Origin of the sequence: Bradyrhizobium sp. USDA 223 (genome assembly GCF_044909005.1) — a bacterium.
GTDB classification, from domain to species: domain Bacteria; phylum Pseudomonadota; class Alphaproteobacteria; order Rhizobiales; family Xanthobacteraceae; genus Bradyrhizobium; species Bradyrhizobium yuanmingense.
The window spans coordinates 763,395-779,515 of sequence record NZ_JBIYDR010000001.1 but is presented as its reverse complement, the minus strand read 5'-3'; the positions used below and the strand labels follow the sequence as shown (position 1 = coordinate 779,515).

Sequence of the window (16,121 nt, the reverse complement as noted above, 5' to 3'; positions counted from 1 at the left end):
AGTTCCCTCCTCTACTCGTTTCAAACCTCGATCGTCTCTCAAAGAGTCCGCAATCCGCGTGCAGGCGCCGTCATCTCTCGATATCGCGTTTGGCGTGAGAAAATTGACGAGTCATCTCTTACGCCGCGTGCTCGCACGCGCGACTTTCCCTCGTCACATCTAAGGTTGTGGTATTGATCATGGCGGGACAGCTTCGGCGTCACCCGTCCCATTGCTTCTACATTTGTTTCCAGTCGCCAATCTGCTCGAACGCATGCGCCGCCCTATAGATGGTCGTCTCCTCGAAGTGACGACCAACAAGCATCAAACCCACTGGCAGGCCATCCACCATTCCGCAGGGCAGCGACATAGCGGGATGGTGCGTGAAGTTGAACGGAGCGGTATTGGTGAACATCTCAGTCGCGCGCGCGATATAGTCCTCTCGGCTGACATCCTGCGGAGGAAGCTGGGTCGCCTTCATCGGCGTCGTTGGCATTAGAAGAAGATCGTAATCCTTAAGCGTGTTGTCGTATGCCGCCCTCAGGCGGCGAGATATGTTGACCGCCTTGCCGTAAAATCGCGGCCCATAATTGTTATTGATGAATGTGCCGAGCATCAGGAACAGCTTCGCCTGCTCGGACAGGGAATTCGCTTTCCGCCGCCAGCCGCGATGAAAGTCCATGAGCGACAGTGAAAAGAGGTCCGATCGGCTGGTACCATAGCCGTCGCCGAACATCATGGTCTGTGTCGCGCCCTCGGTACCGATCGGCGTCCAGATTGCGGCTCCCTGGAGGTGCATCGGCACTGACACTGTCTCTACCGAGGCGCCGAGATCTCTGAAGCGCTTGGCCGCTTCACGAACGCTTCTGTTGACAGTCGCCTCCGCTCCGGGTTGCTCAAAGCCCTCCTTCAGAACGCCGATCTTCAATCCACTGATACTTTGGCCGAGCGCTTTGGTGTAGTCTTCGACCTTCGGCGCCTTGATGCGCGGATCGTAACCGTCGTCTCCAGCAATCACTTCAAGCAACAATGCGTTGTCGGCGACTGTTGCGGTCATCGGACCGGTGTGATCCAGCGTCATTTCATTGGGCATGATGCCGGTATAGGGGACCAAGCCCCAAGTCGGCTTCATGCCGTAGATTCCGCAAAAGGACGAGGGCATGCGTATTGAACCGCCCTGATCGCCGCCGATCGCCATATCGACTTCGCCAAGGGCAACGACAACCCCGGAGCCCGAAGACGAGCCTCCTGCGGAGTAGCCCATCTTGTGAGGATTGTGCACGGGTCCGAGCGCACCGGTATGGCTGCCGCCGGATGTGCAAAAGCATTCGCAGTGGACTTTGCCTGCAATTTCGGCGCCCGCGTCCAACATCCGACTGACAATGGTCGCATCGATATCAGGAACAAATCCTTCGAGCGTCGCCGAGCCGTTCATCATGGGCACCCCGGCGAGCATGATGTTGTCTTTCAGCGCGACTGTCTTTCCCTTGAGCTTCCCACTAGGCGCCCCCAGCACCCTCGTCTTTCGATACCAGGCGTTGTGCGGGTTCTCCTCGGCTCTCGGCTGATATCCCGGCGTGCGAGGATACTTCACCGCAGGCAATTCGTCGGGAACGGCGTCGACATAGTTGTAGGCTTCAAGCGCCCCCTTGATAAGGCCGCGGAAGGAGACAAGGTCTTCATCGGAAAGTGAAAGACCGCATTGCCCTGCGACATCTCGCAACTGCGCTGGTGTAGGCGGGACGATTGACACTGGGCTTTCCTCCTCGAGGTGGGCTATTCGTATTTGTGAGGCCGCTCTGCGGTGGCTCGTCACTAACATTTCAAGAAAATATGCTTGGTGCAGCCGAGTCACCGAGCCCGCGCTCAAAACTGGGTAATTTTGAGTAATTCATCCTACAAAAATCGCCGAAAAAAGAAGCAATTTATGCGGGAATAATGCGCATTCAGCGCGACAATTATTAGTCCTACCGGGGAATAGATCATTTGTGTACTAACACACCGAACTGCTGGCACCGAGATTTGGCTCTCGCGTTTACAATCCAGAAGCTGTCGGAATAGAAGCGATCCAAGATCACCGCGACAGGTAGCCAACGACGCTCGCTCAAGAGCCGTGGATTGCGGTACCCCTGATGCAGAGTCCAAAGTTGCTGCCTGGAGGTTCACTCCCGCACGTCAAGCGAGGCGAGATGACGCAAAGCGGATTGGATGTGTTGTTCGAACACATCCTCGTCGCGGGCAAATTTTACAGATCGACTAGTCAGGGGCTGCGGACGAATGATGATGCAAGATCTGCCACGCATCGTCTTTGTGGCTCAGCACGAAGGTGAAACGAGCCGGTGTCGCCGCTATGTGATCCGTGGAAGATTGGGAAAAGACATAATTGCCCACCACCAGAACGAGGTTGGCGGCCAATCTCGCAGAACGCCAAGCTTCAAATTCCACTGTATGCGTGCGACGGAAATAGGTTCGAATCTCTTCAGCACCCGAATAGAGCTTCGAGCTCGATGTACCGTACAGTAGCGCGTCACGTGCGTACAAGGCCGCCAGCTTGTCGACGTCGTGAGCGTTGAAGGCTTGCGCCCAGAGCACCAGGAACGCGCGCACGTCCGGCATCATATCGTCTCGATTAAAATTAGATACCCACTTAAATGACGAAGACATCTTGCTGGAATACTGTAAAACACGAGATGAGTCGCTTTTGACACTTCCTGGCGATCGACCATTGAGATTGCCGCCTCAAAAGATCGCCGCTGCTGGATTTCTCCAACAGCGGCTTAGTCTAGGGAGGAAGCAGACAAGCCGGCCTGCCAGCGGATCGCATTACGTGACCTTAGCAAGCCGCAACACGGAGATTGTTGGTCGCGCCCCTCAGTCCAAATGGCACTCCGGAGATCACGATCGCTAAATCACCCGGCTCGGCGTAGCCTTCCTTGCGCGCCGTCGCGGCCGCTATTTGCGTGATGTCATCGGAGCTGGAGGGGTCGGCTGCAACAATGCTGTGTACCCCCCACAGCAAGCTCATGCGCCCCGCGACCCTCTCGTCTGGCGTAAGAGCGAGAATCGGGACCAGCGGCCTTCTACGCGCGATACGAGCGGCGGTGGTCCCGCTTGCGGTGAACCCGATGATCGCTCTCGCATCAATCGCGGCGGCCAGATCCGCGCCCGCGGCCGCAACCGCATGAGGAGGCGTGATTTCCTCACCGACCTGCGAGGCGTCGAGAAGCGACCGATAGAGATGATGCCGCTCGGTGCTTTTGATGATTCTGTCCATCATGGTAACCGCCTCGATCGGATAGGCTCCGCTCGCCGATTCAGCAGAAAGCATGACAGCGTCGGCACCATCGTAGATGGCGGTCGCGACATCGGACGCTTCCGCGCGCGTTGGCGTCGGCATAGCCGTCATCGAATCCAGCATCTGCGTTGCGACGATCACGGGCTTGGCGGCAAGCCGACAGGCGCGAACGAGCTCCTTCTGTCGCGGAGGCACCTCCTCGAGCGGGATCTCAACACCAAGATCGCCGCGCGCGACCATAATGCCGTCCGACAGGGCAATGATATCGCCGATACATTCGAGCGCCATGGGCGTCTCGATCTTGGCTATCAGACCTGCAGCTTCACCGATCAGGGAACGTGCTTCGAGGAGGTCCGATGGTCTTTGAACGAACGACAGAGCGACCCAGTCGACGCCAAGTTCAAGGCCGAAGGCTAAGTCGGTGCGATCCTTATGGGTCAAGGGGGATATATCAAGGAGTGCACCTGGGAGGTTTACCCCTTTGTGGTCACGGATCACGCCGCCCACGACAACTCTCGCGACGATCTCCTTGTCGCCGGGACTAACAACACTTAGACGTACTCGGCCGTCATCGATCAGGACGTCCTGGCCGGGATGGACGGCTGCGAAGATTTCGGGATGAGGCAGGGGAATGGATTGTTTTCCGTCCCCTCCTCCGTCGAGCGAAAAGCGGACCGTTTCGCCCGCATTCAGCATCAGCTTGCCGCCATCTAATGAGCCGATGCGAAGCTTCGGTCCTTGCAAATCCTGCAGCACGCCGATTGGCGTGCCGACCTCGTGTTCAAGCCGCCGGATCGACGCAAGAACCCCCGCATGGTCATCATGCGATCCGTGACTGAAATTGAGCCGGAACGTGTCCGCACCTGAAAAATAAAGAGAGCGGATCATCTCGGGTGCGGCCGTCGCCGGCCCCACCGTTGCTACAATTTTGGCAAAGCGAGAGCGACGCATCTTGGATCCCCTAGTTAGAGGATGAACCAGTGTGAACGAAATTGGAATGCCGTCCCTCGACGATGGTATTCAGAATCTCGCGCGATGGGCTCGTATACTTCGCGGCCACCATCGATCGAATGGAAAACGAACGTAGCGCATCCGTGACCGACAAGGTGCCTTCGGCCGCATCCTTCCTGCCCGTGAAGGGAAACACGTCCGGCCCACGCTGACATTGACAGTTCAAGTTGACGCGGCAGACTTGATTGACCAGGACATCCGACATGCGACCGATCACGTCGGGGTCGCGGGCGAACAAGCTTACCTGCTGGCCATGTTCAGAGGTGGCCACGTAATCAAGCGCGAGGTCGACATCCTCGAAGTTCGACATGGGGATGAGTGGTCCGAACTGCTCCTCCCGAAAGAGCCGCATGGACGGCCCCACAGGATAGACGACTGCGGGATAGAAAAGAGTGCCTACGGCCGTACCCCCGCCGGCGTTGAGAATACGGGCGCCCTTCGTTACGGCGTCATCTAGAAGCGCGCTCATCTGGTTTACTTTCTCGACACTTGGCAAGGGCGTCAGAGTCACGTCTGGCGCCCAGGGCATACCGATTTTTAGTTGGGCGAGCTCCGCTTGTAGCGCCGATATGAACGAATCAGCGACATCGCGGTGCACGAGCAGCATCTTCAGGGCCGTACAGCGCTGTCCATTGAACGAGAGCGCGCCTAGTAGGCATTCCTTTGCTGCGAGTGCGATATCAGCATCAGGCATAACGATCGCCGCGTTCTTTGCGTCGAGACCGAGAATGGCACGCAGGCGGTTGGTTTTTGGGTGGAGTTTTTTAAGGTGGTCGGCCACTCGGCTCGAGCCGATTAGCGTAAGGACATTGATTTGGCCGGTCTCAAGAAGTGTCGGGACGATTTCCGCGCCTTCACCGTAGGCGAAGTTGACTACTCCAGGCGGGAACGCGGCCCGGAACACCTCCAGCAGCGGTTCGAACAAGAGAACGCCGTGTCGGGGCGGCTTGAAGACGACGCAATTGCCCATGATCAACGCCGGAATGAGCGTCGCGAAAGTTTCATTCAGGGGATAGTTGTATGGCCCCATGCAGAGGACAACGCCGAGTGGCGTTCGGCGTATCAGGGCAATCACTCCTTCAACGATTTCAAACCGCGAGTTGGCATTGTCGAGATTGCGCACCGCGTCGATTGTTTGCCGGACGTAGTCCACTGTGCGGTCAAATTCCTTTTCTGAATCCGCGAGCGTTTTGCCAATCTCCCACATGATAAGCCGTGTGACTTCGGCGCGGCGCGCACACATTCCGGCGAGAAATCTTTGCATCGCCAGGATGCGCTCTGAAACACGCATGGTGGGCCACGCGCCGCGCCCGCTGTCGTATGCAGCGACCGCAGCGTCGAGTGCGGTTATCGCCGTCGCGACGTCGCCGGACGGATGGCTGCCGATCCGCATCTGCGTCAACCCGCCATTACTTCCGCGGACCATCACGGGAGACAGAACGTTCTTGACCGGCCCTATCCAGTCCCGCATTTCGCCGTTAACGAGAACACTCCGCTGTTCAATGGGCGCAATGGCGGCCTCGTGCAAAGCCGCGTCATCGGCAGTCGGAAAGAGCAAGCTGAGATTATCGCGGCTCATCATCATGATTCACAACAAGGACTGGTATCCGAAGAGACAACGAAGTCGCGCAGATCACAGTGCCGCGACGGCCTCCCCCTTTTCTGACGGCCTAGCATCAATAGTATCGGCTCACACTTATAGCGCCCTTCGGCACGTCGCCGCCCCGCTCGAACGGAACCGCAAGCATCAGCAGAATTTCCGCGATCGCAGGGCGGCAATCTCAATCCTCCCTTTAGGAAGCCACTCGCTTCTCGGTATTGGAGGCGGCGAGGATATCCGCCACAGCACGGTAGCTGAAGACGATCGCGGGACCGATTGTGATCCCTGCTCCCGGGTAGATTCCGCGCATTGGCGAAGTCATGTCGTTGCCGCAGGCGTAGAGACCCGGGATCGGCTTGCGCTGTGCGTCCAGAACTTTACCGCAGCTATCGGTTGCGAGGCCCGACGCAGTGCCGAGCGTTGCCGGAACGATCGGCAGCGCAATGAAGGGGCCCTTTCGGATCGGTCCGAGATTTGGGTTCTTTGCTCCGACCGATGGATCCCCAAGCGTGCGGTTGAAGGCCGACTCACCACGCTTGAAGAGTGGATCGATCCCTGTGGCGGCGTGGGCGTTGTGCTCCTCGATCGTTCTCTCGAGCTCGGCTGGGTCGAGTCCGATTTCCCTGGCAAGCTCTGGGATTGTTCGCCCCACCTTGATATATCCAAGCCGCGCGTATTTCCGGATGCTCAGCGTCCATGGCCACGGCAACAGATGTCCCATGCCGCGGAGGCGAACGAAATCGTAATCACAGACGAAATAGAACCGCTTGTCTGCGGGGTATCCGTTTGCGAACATCGCCAGGCAAATGTCATGGTAGGAGTTGGACTCATTTACGAATCGGCGCCCGTTCGGCGCGACCGCGATGACGCCGGGACGCCCCCGATCGAGCCAGCCATACGGGACAACTTGTGAGCTGCTCCTGGTCTTGAGGATCGATACTGGTGTCCAGAACCCTGCGGACGCGACATCCTTATCGACTGCGGCTCCGACCTTCGTTGCAAGCTCAATGCCATCGCCGGTGACATCGGGATGAGCCAGGGTGTCGTCATGCTGATGCGGTCCGCTCAGCTCGGCTCTCAGCTGGGCGTTGCGCGCGAAGCCGCCGGTTGCGAGGACGACGCCATGGGAAGCACGCACGCGAAGCTCGGAATCGGCGTGTTTGATGATTGCCCCCGTGACGCGCCCATCCTCCTTGATGAGTTCAAGAAGAGTAGACGCCGGCCATATTTCGACATTGAGCTTGCGCAAGCTCACCAGCAAGCGAGCGATCAACGCGTTGCCTCCACTGAATTCCGTGCCGCGCCTATAGCTCAAGCGATCCCGTGCGTAGCGGCTGACGCGGCGCAGGACGTGCTTGAGGGACGAGAAGGATTGAAACGGATTCAGGAAGCTTCGGACCTCGCCGGACGAGATCATCATCCCTCCGAGTACAACACGAATGGGATCCCCGATGAGATTGAAGTCTTTGCCGAGAAGGCGCGCATCGTAGGGGGCAGGGCTGAGTGCCCGGCCCTTGTCTACGCCGCCGACTTGGCTCGAGTGATAATCGGGCGCTGAGGCCAGTGTGAACTTGACCTCTGTCCCGTTCTCGAGCGAAGCAAGCGCGGATGGACCGTCCTCCAGATAGGCTTCGATGAGGTCTGGCCGGTAGTAATTGCCCAGCTCATGCTGAAGATAGGTCCGGGCCTTGGCAAACGAGTCCTCGATTTTTGCGGACCGCGCCTGGGGCGAGCAGGGAATCCAGATCATGCCGTTTGAGAGAGCCGTCGTTCCGCCAAGTCGTGGAGATTTTTCACAGACGGTCACTCGAAGTCCAGCCTTCGCCGCATAGAGGGCGGCTGACAGACCGGCTGCCCCGCTACCGATCACGAGGACATCGGCTTCCCTATCATCCGCCGATCTGCCCGCTCGGGAGAGCGTCACCTTGTTCTGCTTGCCTGATTGGCTGATTGGCTCGTTCATTCCAGCCTCTTTTTTATTTGCGATGAACATCAGTTTTGCTGCGGCAGAGGAACGGCTTTAAATTCCTCTGCCGCTGCCTTCACTGCACGTTCGATTGGAATCCGTTCGATGGAGGAGGCGCCAACGAAGCCGACACATTCGGTCGAGCGGTAAACTTCATACGTATCCTGTGGCTCGGCGATTGCCCCACCGTGGCAGAGGAGAATGATATCCGATCGGACCCCCTTGGCTGCCGCGTTGATCTCGTTGATGCGCCTGATCGCCTCCTGGATCGACTGTCCTTCCTCGTGGCCCACGAGCCCGCCTCGGGTAGCGCCGACATGAGGGACAATGCAGTCCGCTCCGCTACTCGCCATGGCTTTGGCGTCGTCAGGGCTCGCTACGTAGGCGAGCGAGAAGATGTTCTTCTTGCGGGCAGTCGCAATCATCTCGACCTCGCGCTCGAAGCCGAGCCCTACACGACCGCGGCGGTCACGCCATTTTTCTCCCATGGTGGAGATGGTCGGGTAGTTGATCACGCCGGAGAAGCCGGCAGCAGAGAACTTGTCCAGAAGAGCATCAAGATCAAGCCGGAGAGGATCCCAAGCTTCAACGCCGCCAATCACCGGCACAGAAGATACAACGTTGCGGATTTCCGCAGCGAGCTCCAACGTTCGGTCATTGGAATCACCGATGCGACTGGTGGGAAGGCCCATGAGCCGCGAGAGACCTGTGCTGTAGACCACCAGCATATCGGCCCCTCCGAGCGCAGCACATTTTGCGACCAACCCACAGCTGCTGGCCGCGGCGAGAATCGCTTTTCGGTCCGCGACTTGGCTTGCGATCCTCGAAACAATTTCCGCTCGATCAAATATTCGCACGAAATAGACCTCCCAGGTCCAAGTGCTCGAGGATCCACGTCACGGCGGCCTCGGCAAATTCGGGGTCGTTGATGTGGCAGCTGAGTTCGCGGACCGCGATCTCTGGCCGGAGACTGGTCTTGATTGCCTGCAGCCAGGCCTGGTCGGCTTCCGTGTCACGAAATACGCCGCCCTCCCGGTCGTAGTCCGACACGCCTTTGGCTGGCCAAAGCACGATGGCAGGCCCCTGGGCCTGCGACAGCCGCTCGGCCGTAAGCTCGCCGATACTGGCATTCTCGGCAGGCGTCGTACGCATCAGTGTCGTGTAAGGAGTATGGGAGTAGAACCGGCGGTTTCGGAATTGATCGGGTACGCTGGAGGGCGGGCCGAAATTAACCATGTCAACCGCGCCGGGTGCGATGACTTGCGGGATCTGTTGGTGCGAGGCCGCCTTGAGCCGATCGGGGCCGGCGCTGGCTGTGCCTCCCACGAGTTCATCGGCCAACTCCGTTGTAGTCAGATCGATCACGGCATCGAATTCGCCGGCAGCGATCAGCTGCTCCATTTTCCGGCCACCGGCTCCGTTGGCCGGAAACACGATCGCGTGCAGGCCGGCATCGGCAAGCAGGGACACGCACTGATTTGCTGCAGGCGTCGTCACGCCGAAGGCCGTGATCGCAACGACCTTCCTCTCGCGTTCACGTCTGCTGGGTTGATAATGCATGGCGGAAATAGCCCGCCCTGCATTCTCCAGCACTCGTGCCGTGAACGCGTTGATACCGACGAGATCGACCAGCGTTGGGTACAGGACGATGTCGTGATGGGTCGCGAGTTCAGCGAGGAGCGCTGGCCGCGCACTCGTCACCAGCAGCTTCGGAAAGCCATAAGGCAAATCAGACGCGATCTCGCCGAAAACAGCGCTCCCCTTGCCTCCCGCAATCGCCACGATCGCGCTGATCTCGCCGGAGGCCAGGAGCCCGGCAACTCGCGTGCGCGTAGTGGCGGCTATCTCTTTCAGGAGCTCGGCTGGTGACGCCAGGCGCGCTCCCGCACCGTCAGCTGGCCGCGCCAGATTCCGATTGGCGGACGTGCCAATATCGATCTGGACGGTACTTCTGCCTTGTCCCTTGATGACATCCGCAAGGAAAGAGGCTTCCTTCCCCTTGGTGTCCATTGTGGCCACGACCGCGACCGCGCCCAAGGCCGCAGTCGCTGGCTCGAATAGATGGCCATCCCGGACCGACCTCTGGCCGTCCGCGCAATGGTGAGACACGGTTGTCCTCCCGGACCATTTGTGACAGCAGGTGGTCTAGACCGGGCCCAAACCGGGTATAAGATCGACGAAGCGTGTAAATGGGTAAGATTGGGTAGAAGCCGTGAGAGCGACAATTATCGGCAAACTTGCCACAGACCTCTTGGTTCGCCGTGGCATGTCCCTGCAGATCTATGCCCCGTCGCTGCGCAGCCTTCCTGAGGACGCTATGCTCGTCATGGCGACCCTGCCTGTCATCGACTGGAACAACTGCCTATTGCGGGACTTGCACATTATCAAAAAGAGGACGCCCGTTCCTGCTTATGCGGCGATCGTCATGATCGATCCCTTTGCATGCTGGGAGGATTTCGCCGACTTGTTGAAAAATGCTGAGATCACCGGGATCATAAACTTTCCACCTGCGTCGATACTTGAACGGTCGAGCGGAGGCGTGCCCGTCGACACCGGACAGGAGCTCGAGCTTCGGCGCATGGAATGGTTCGCAAGCCTCGGGTTCAAGGCGTTGTTCGCGGCGGCCAACGAGTCGGACGTCGCGGCGGCGGAGCGGCGGTTAGGTTCGCAACTCGATGGCGTGGTCTATTTGCCCCCGGAGGCGCTCGCTCTGACGATTGGAACCGACATGGGGCTGGTAAGCCTTGGACCTCAGGGGTCGCCGGTACCGAAGTTCGCGCTCCTAGAGGCAACCGCTTCAAGGCGGCCACTTCCAACGTGAGAAGCGCAGCGCTATTCGAGGATCCGCAGCTTCTTGATCTTGTTATATAGCGTTTTTCTTGAAAGCCCGAGAGAGCGGGCGGTCTTGCCTCGGTGAAGCCGGTTTCTTTTCAGGCCTTCAATGATCCACTCGCGTTCGGACAGCGAAGCCGAGGGCTTGGCATGTGACTGGGCATCCAGAAGCGGTCTTAGCACATCGGCCGTGATGTGGGTTTGCCGCAGGGTCACGAGCTGGTTTACGATCTGGCGCAATTCCCGCAAATTGCCCGGCCAGTCATGACCGGCGAGCGCCAGGAATGCTGAATTTTCAATTGCAAGCGTCTGGGCCCTCGAATCTCCCTTCGCCTCGACCGTGAAGTGTTGAATCAGCTGCGGAAGATCCTCGAGCCGGTCTGGCAAGGAAGGCAGCTCAATATCGAGTCCCGCAAACAAAGCGAGCAGCCGGGGACATAACACAGTTTCAAGGCCAGCCCCCCGGGAGACGGTGGCGGTCGCGATGATCCGCGCCGTGGAGCGGACAACCGCGATACCGTTCAAAGGTGTGAAACCGCCAGTCTCGAGGTAATCGGCAAGACGCTCCTGCCCCTCGCGCGAAAGCTGGTCCACATGCAGCAGCAAGACCGCACCATCGCTTGACGTTTCCAGGAGCGACAATTGGCGCCTTCTGGTCTCATCGCGCTCGGCGCCAAACAACGCTCCCAGCGTATCGATCGCGGGGCCTGGCCGGCACTGAAACAGCGCCGCCTTGGCGTGCTTGCGATCGCTAAAGGCGAGTACGAGACCTGCTATTCTTCGTTTCCCCGAGCCGGCTTCGCCCCAGACAAGCACTGGATTGGGGTTGGCGGCCAAGCGTTTTGTCGTCTCGAGGATGCGCTTCATCGAAGACGCCTGCGCGATGACCCCGTGCCTGAATCCGCTCAGCTGGAGCTGCCGTTCAAGCAGATCGACCTTCTCCCGCAATAAGTGGATGGTTTTGAAGCCCGAGGTCACCTCAAGGACGGACATCTCCAACGGCACGCGGTCCAGCGAAGAGCCTCCGATGAAACCTTGGATACCCGTCTCTCGGCAGATATCCAACAATTCGTCGGGCTTTGTAATCGGTCCGCCGCCAAGCAGGCAAATGGCACTCTTGTCGATGGATTGAGCAACGCGCGCAACAGCACTGGTGCGTGCTGCAAGCTCCGACAGGCTGATCGACGGGTCCGACGTGCTTTCGACACCGCGGTTTAGATTGAAGTTGATGCAGATCGCCTCAGCACCCGCTTCAACCATGCGCCTGGCCTCGGCTTGGGTGCGCGTATAGGCGATGGTCATCAGGCCGCGTTTTGCGGCCTTCACCAGAAGCTCGGTCTCTCGAGCGTAACCAAGGCCGCACTTCTCGAGCAACGACCTCCGGTAGTCATCGATGTGTATGACTGACGGAAAGTTGGTGACTCCGGAAAACCCCCATCTGATGATCCGATCGAGCCAGCGGTCAAGATCGAGCTGCGGATCGAACGTGCAGGCACCGAAGAATACGGGCAGTTTCGTGCTAGGCAGGATTTCGGTCCGTCCAAAGCTGGCCACGAACTCGTTGCAATTGCGGATTGGAAGAATGGATGCAGGCGAGGAGCCGCCCATCGCACGAAAACGGCCCGCATTGAGCGCAAGTACGAAATCTGCGCCCGCCCGTTCGGCCGCTCGTGCGGTCATGCCTGAACCGATTCCCGCCCCAAGTACAAAAGAGCGGGAATTTCGGAAGAACTGCCTGATACCGGCTCCCTTCACCTCATCCGTCCGCTATCCAAAACTCGAGCCGACATCATCGCCCGGCTTGAGCGAAAGACTAGCTCCAATTCGCCGGCGCATGCAACCGCCGAAGCGCCCTGCCGTTGCTCATGAACAGGTGGCAATCCGCGGGAGCAGCAGCAAGACGAAGCTTCCCCGCCCTCTTGAGCGGCTCTTTTGGCGCCTTGGCGACGACAGCTTCGTTTCCGGCGTTGCCGTAGATGTAGGTAACGCTGCCGAGATGCTCGACGAAATCGACATCGAGCTCGATGGCGATATCCTGCTGCGTCTGCGAGGACGCGGAGAAATCGTCGGGCCGAATTCCGAGCGTGATCGCCTTGCCGACCAATTCTTTGTCTGGTTGGACCGGGACGCAGACGCTGGTGCCGGCCTGAAGGCGCACGTCCATACCTCCCTGGTGCGCCGCCTCGACCTCGCCACCCAGGAAGTTCATTTTGGGCGAACCAATGAACCCTGCCACGAAGCGCGATGCCGGATTGTGGTAGAGGTCGTGCGGGCTGCCGACTTGCTCGATATTTCCGTCCTTGAGCACGACGATCTTGTCCGCCATGGTCATCGCCTCGACCTGGTCGTGTGTTACATAGATCATCGTGTTGCCGAGCTGCTTATGAAGCTTGGCAATCTGAACCCTCATCTGCACCCGCAATTCCGTGTCCAGGTTGGAGAGGGGCTCATCGAACAGGAACACCTTTGGTTCGCGCATGATTGCGCGCCCGATTGCGACGCGCTGCCGTTGTCCCCCTGAGAGTTGTCGGGGCTTGCGGTCCAGCAGATGATCCACCTGCAAGAGCGAAGCAGTCTCCCCTATCCTGGTGGCGATCTCGCCCCTCGCAGCCTTGGCCATACGCAGCGGGAAGGCAAGGTTCTCTCTCACGGTCATATGCGGATAGAGAGCGTAGCTTTGAAATACCATTCCGATGTTGCGGTCCGCCGCGTCGATATCGTTGACGAGCTCATTATCGATCAGGAGCCGCCCGCCGCTGATGGGCTCCAGCCCCCCTATCATGCGCAACAAAGTGGACTTGCCCGACCCAGATGGACCGACGAAGGCAACGAACTCGCCGTGATCTATTTTCAGGTCAATGTTGCGCAGGACTTCTATCGTTCCATACACCTTCCTAACGCCTTGCAGGCGCACATCGGCCATCATACCCTCCTCTGTCGTGACGGCCCCGAGAGAGTCGCGGTCACATCGATCTCGCCCAAGCTCGACACGATGAAATCGGGCGGTTTCAAAGACGGGTCCTCTCGGGCCGGCACACCGGTCGTGACAAGCACGCTCGGTAGACCTGCCCTCTTTCCGGCCTGAATATCGGTCTGAATTTGATCCCCGATTAGAATAGTCGAATCGCGAGCGGTACCAAGCCGCGAAAGTGCCGTTTCGATCATATGCGGTTCGGGCTTACCGGCGATCAACGGTCTCACTTGCGTGGCAGCAGCAATAGCTGCGATCGCTGCACCAGCTCCTGGTTCGAATCCGCTCGCCGTCGGCAGCAGAAGATCCGGATTGGTGCCGATAAAAGCGGCTCCATTCAGGATCGCGTCAACCGCGATCCGCATCTTCTCGTGCGTGATCTCGCGATCGAGCCCCATCACTACGGCTTCGGGTGTTCGCTCGGTGACCTCGAGTCCTGCGCCAACCAAGGCCTTCACGAGGGAGGGAGCACCGATAACATAGACGCGTCTCAATTCTGGGTATTTCGCACGGATGAGCTCCGCGGCCGTGACAGCGCTTGTAACCACCTGCTCGGGCGCAATTGCAAGACCGTGTCCTTCCAGCTTGCGGACGACGTCCTCTGGCGTGTGCGTCGAATTGTTCGTCACGAAACAAAATCGCAGGCCGGCTGTCTGCCACCGAGCGAATGCTCCTATCGCATCTGCGATTGCTGCGTGCCCGCGATAGACCACCCCGTCCAGATCCGAGATGATGCCTTGGATTGGTGGCCAGCTGAGGTGAGAGCCTGCGCTAGCCATTCATCAGCATCCCGCCGTTCACATGAACGATCTGCCCGGTCATGTAGGAGGCTGCGGGACTTGCGAGGAAGACCGCAAGCCCAGCGATATCCTCGGGCAATCCGACCCGCCCCAAAGGAATTCGGCCACTATGCCGTGCCTCGGTCTCCTGCCGCGGACGGCCGTGCATGGGTGTATCGATGATGCCGGGCGCGATTGCGTTGACGTTGATGTTGAGAGGAGCGCATTCGTAGGCGAGGAGCTTGGTTACGTCGTGGACGATCGCCTTCGACAAGCAATAGTCGGCTCCGCCGGCCTGATAGTTGAAAACGGCGCCTTGCGAGGACAGTGAGGAGCCGACATTGACTATGCGACCGCCTTTGCTGTTCATAAAACGCTCGATGGCCAGCTTCGAGCAGCGCAGCACGGCGACCGAGTTGATCTGTATGGTACGCTCGATCTTGTCAGCATTGCCGCTGAGAAGCGGCTGGGCCGATTTTATGCCGGCGTTGTTGATCAACACGTCAAGCCTGCCGAACAGCCTGGCGATCTCGTCGAGAACCCTTGCAACGTCTTCCTCGCGCGCCACATCCATCGCCATTGGCAGTATGCCGTTCCCGTGAGGTAACCTCGTCAGAATGTCCCGGAGGTTCTCCAGGTTCGCGTCTGTCGCGAGGACGTTTGCTCCGCCTTGGCGGAAGGCATTGGCAATGGAGGAGCCTATGCCGCCGCCGGCCCCGGTGACGAGCACGGTCCTGTCTGCAACTGAGAACTGTTCGGTCATTACAACTCCAAGATCGTTTGGGATTTCAGGAACTCGTCGACGGCCTCGCCGGTCGGCATGGAGCTTTGGGCGCCGCGTCGTGTCACGCACAATGCGGCCACTGCCAGCGCCCTTTTGACGGCTTCTCGCAACGGCAGCCGCTGGGCGAGTGACGCTGCGAAGCCCCCATTGAACGCATCGCCCGCAGCGGTCGTGTCAACGACCTTCACGGGAAATGCCCGCAGGGCAAAAGCCCGCTCCGCATCGGCGTAAAAGGCCCCCTGCGCGCCGAGAGTAATCAGCGCTGCGTTTGGACCGAGGTCGAGTAGTTTTCCGGCGGCGTGAGCGGCACTCTCAAAGTCGTGCACCTCGACCCCGGTTAACTCAAAAGCTTCGGTCTGGTTCGGAGTGACGAAATTGACGTTTCTCCATGCCGCTGATGAAAGCCCGGCTCTAACGGGCGCTGGATTGAAAATGAGTTCAAATCCCTTTGCCCGTTTCATCTCAAAGAGGCGATTAAGAGCGGGAATCGGCATGCCCATCTCGGCAACAACGATCGCGTCGTGCTCAATGAATTCCGCGGCTCTATCGATCATGGCAGGGGTGACGTTCAGATTAGCGCCGGGATCTATGACGATCATGTTGGAGCCATCGTCACCGACCAGAACGAGAGCTGATCCCGATATTTCTCCTGGGCACACTTCGATAGCGTCAGCGCGAACGCCCGCATCCCGCAGGGACAGCGACAGCGATCGACCGGCATCATCGTCTCCGAGCCGCGTGTAAAAGTGTGGGCGCAGTCCAAGCCGAGCAGCAGCAACAGCCTGGTTGGCGCCCTTGCCTCCGGGGTTGCGGTTCAAGGCTCCCATGAGGCTTTCGCCCGGTGTCGGAAGCCGCTCGACATTGAAGCAGAGATCAAGATTGGTCGTTCCGAAGAACATCAATG

The 16,121-nt window shown here is 59.0% G+C and carries 13 protein-coding genes; 1 reads left to right on the top strand and 12 read right to left on the bottom strand.

What is annotated here, in order from left to right:
* Positions 1–217 precede the first annotated feature (217 nt).
* From ABIA40_RS03140 to ABIA40_RS03110, 7 genes are all read right to left on the bottom strand, one after another.
* Positions 218–1,732 (bottom strand): amidase, encoded by a 1,515-nt coding sequence (locus ABIA40_RS03140; RefSeq protein ID WP_404539043.1) that lies wholly within the window; start codon positions 1,730–1,732, stop codon positions 218–220.
* Between the two features lie 503 nt (positions 1,733–2,235).
* The gene (locus tag ABIA40_RS03135; protein WP_404539040.1) at positions 2,236–2,595 is read right to left on the bottom strand and encodes an SgcJ/EcaC family oxidoreductase; all 360 of its coding nucleotides are present in this window, start codon (positions 2,593–2,595) and stop codon (positions 2,236–2,238) included.
* Positions 2,596–2,812: 217 nt separating this feature from the next.
* Positions 2,813–4,225, bottom strand: coding sequence for a pyruvate kinase (gene pyk / locus ABIA40_RS03130; RefSeq protein ID WP_225125240.1), 1,413 nt, complete (start codon positions 4,223–4,225; stop codon positions 2,813–2,815).
* Between the two features lie 10 nt (positions 4,226–4,235).
* Positions 4,236–5,870: an NADP-dependent glyceraldehyde-3-phosphate dehydrogenase gene (locus tag ABIA40_RS03125; RefSeq protein WP_404539036.1), complete on the bottom strand. Its 1,635-nt coding sequence runs from the start codon at positions 5,868–5,870 to the stop codon at positions 4,236–4,238.
* 208 nt (positions 5,871–6,078) lie between these two features.
* A complete protein-coding gene (locus ABIA40_RS03120) occupies positions 6,079–7,848 on the bottom strand; it encodes an FAD-dependent oxidoreductase (RefSeq protein ID WP_225156357.1) in 1,770 nt (589 codons plus the stop codon).
* A gap of 29 nt (positions 7,849–7,877) precedes the next feature.
* A complete protein-coding gene (locus tag ABIA40_RS03115) occupies positions 7,878–8,708 on the bottom strand; it encodes a phosphoenolpyruvate hydrolase family protein (protein ID WP_051056930.1) in 831 nt (276 codons plus the stop codon).
* A complete protein-coding gene (locus tag ABIA40_RS03110; RefSeq protein WP_404539031.1) occupies positions 8,695–9,960 on the bottom strand; it encodes a Tm-1-like ATP-binding domain-containing protein in 1,266 nt (421 codons plus the stop codon). Before ABIA40_RS03110 ends, ABIA40_RS03115 begins: the two co-directional genes overlap by 14 nt.
* A gap of 157 nt (positions 9,961–10,117) precedes the next feature.
* On the opposite strand from ABIA40_RS03110, the gene ABIA40_RS03105 reads away from it, so the two are divergent.
* Entirely contained in the window at positions 10,118–10,672 is a 555-nt protein-coding gene (locus ABIA40_RS03105) for a hypothetical protein (RefSeq protein ID WP_225156352.1), read from the top strand.
* Positions 10,673–10,683: 11 nt separating this feature from the next.
* Here the strand turns inward: ABIA40_RS03105 and ABIA40_RS03100 are convergent, their stop codons facing one another.
* The 5 genes from ABIA40_RS03100 to ABIA40_RS03080 are packed head-to-tail and all read right to left on the bottom strand — an operon-like array spanning position 10,684 to position 16,116.
* Complete coding sequence (locus tag ABIA40_RS03100; RefSeq protein WP_100213489.1) at positions 10,684–12,438, bottom strand: phosphoenolpyruvate hydrolase family protein; 1,755 nt, start codon at positions 12,436–12,438, stop codon at positions 10,684–10,686.
* Positions 12,439–12,496: 58 nt separating this feature from the next.
* The gene (locus ABIA40_RS03095; RefSeq protein ID WP_225133362.1) at positions 12,497–13,606 is read right to left on the bottom strand and encodes an ABC transporter ATP-binding protein; all 1,110 of its coding nucleotides are present in this window, start codon (positions 13,604–13,606) and stop codon (positions 12,497–12,499) included.
* A complete protein-coding gene (locus ABIA40_RS03090) occupies positions 13,606–14,433 on the bottom strand; it encodes an HAD-IIA family hydrolase (RefSeq protein ID WP_036008283.1) in 828 nt (275 codons plus the stop codon). The genes ABIA40_RS03095 and ABIA40_RS03090 overlap by 1 nt, the downstream gene beginning before the upstream one ends.
* Entirely contained in the window at positions 14,426–15,196 is a 771-nt protein-coding gene (locus tag ABIA40_RS03085; RefSeq protein WP_225133363.1) for an SDR family NAD(P)-dependent oxidoreductase, read from the bottom strand. Before ABIA40_RS03085 ends, ABIA40_RS03090 begins: the two co-directional genes overlap by 8 nt.
* Complete coding sequence (locus ABIA40_RS03080) at positions 15,196–16,116, bottom strand: ribokinase (RefSeq protein ID WP_225174480.1); 921 nt, start codon at positions 16,114–16,116, stop codon at positions 15,196–15,198. The genes ABIA40_RS03085 and ABIA40_RS03080 overlap by 1 nt, the downstream gene beginning before the upstream one ends.
* Between the last annotated feature and the right edge of the window lie 5 nt (positions 16,117–16,121).

Bases quoted from the DNA above. Each gene is read 5' to 3' on its own strand.
- ABIA40_RS03135 (WP_404539040.1), bottom strand. From the start codon at position 2,595: ATGCCGGACGTGCGCGCGTTCCTGGTGCTCTGGGCGCAAGCCTTCAAC.
- pyk (WP_225125240.1), bottom strand. From the start codon at position 4,225: ATGCGTCGCTCTCGCTTTGCCAAAATTGTAGCAACGGTGGGGCCGGCG.
- ABIA40_RS03125 (WP_404539036.1), bottom strand. From the start codon at position 5,870: ATGATGATGAGCCGCGATAATCTCAGCTTGCTCTTTCCGACTGCCGAT.
- ABIA40_RS03120 (WP_225156357.1), bottom strand. From the start codon at position 7,848: ATGAACGAGCCAATCAGCCAATCAGGCAAGCAGAACAAGGTGACGCTC.
- ABIA40_RS03105 (WP_225156352.1), top strand. From the start codon at position 10,118: ATGTCCCTGCAGATCTATGCCCCGTCGCTGCGCAGCCTTCCTGAGGAC.
- ABIA40_RS03095 (WP_225133362.1), bottom strand. From the start codon at position 13,606: ATGGCCGATGTGCGCCTGCAAGGCGTTAGGAAGGTGTATGGAACGATA.
- ABIA40_RS03090 (WP_036008283.1), bottom strand. From the start codon at position 14,433: ATGGCTAGCGCAGGCTCTCACCTCAGCTGGCCACCAATCCAAGGCATC.
- ABIA40_RS03085 (WP_225133363.1), bottom strand. From the start codon at position 15,196: ATGACCGAACAGTTCTCAGTTGCAGACAGGACCGTGCTCGTCACCGGG.
- ABIA40_RS03080 (WP_225174480.1), bottom strand. From the start codon at position 16,116: ATGTTCTTCGGAACGACCAATCTTGATCTCTGCTTCAATGTCGAGCGG.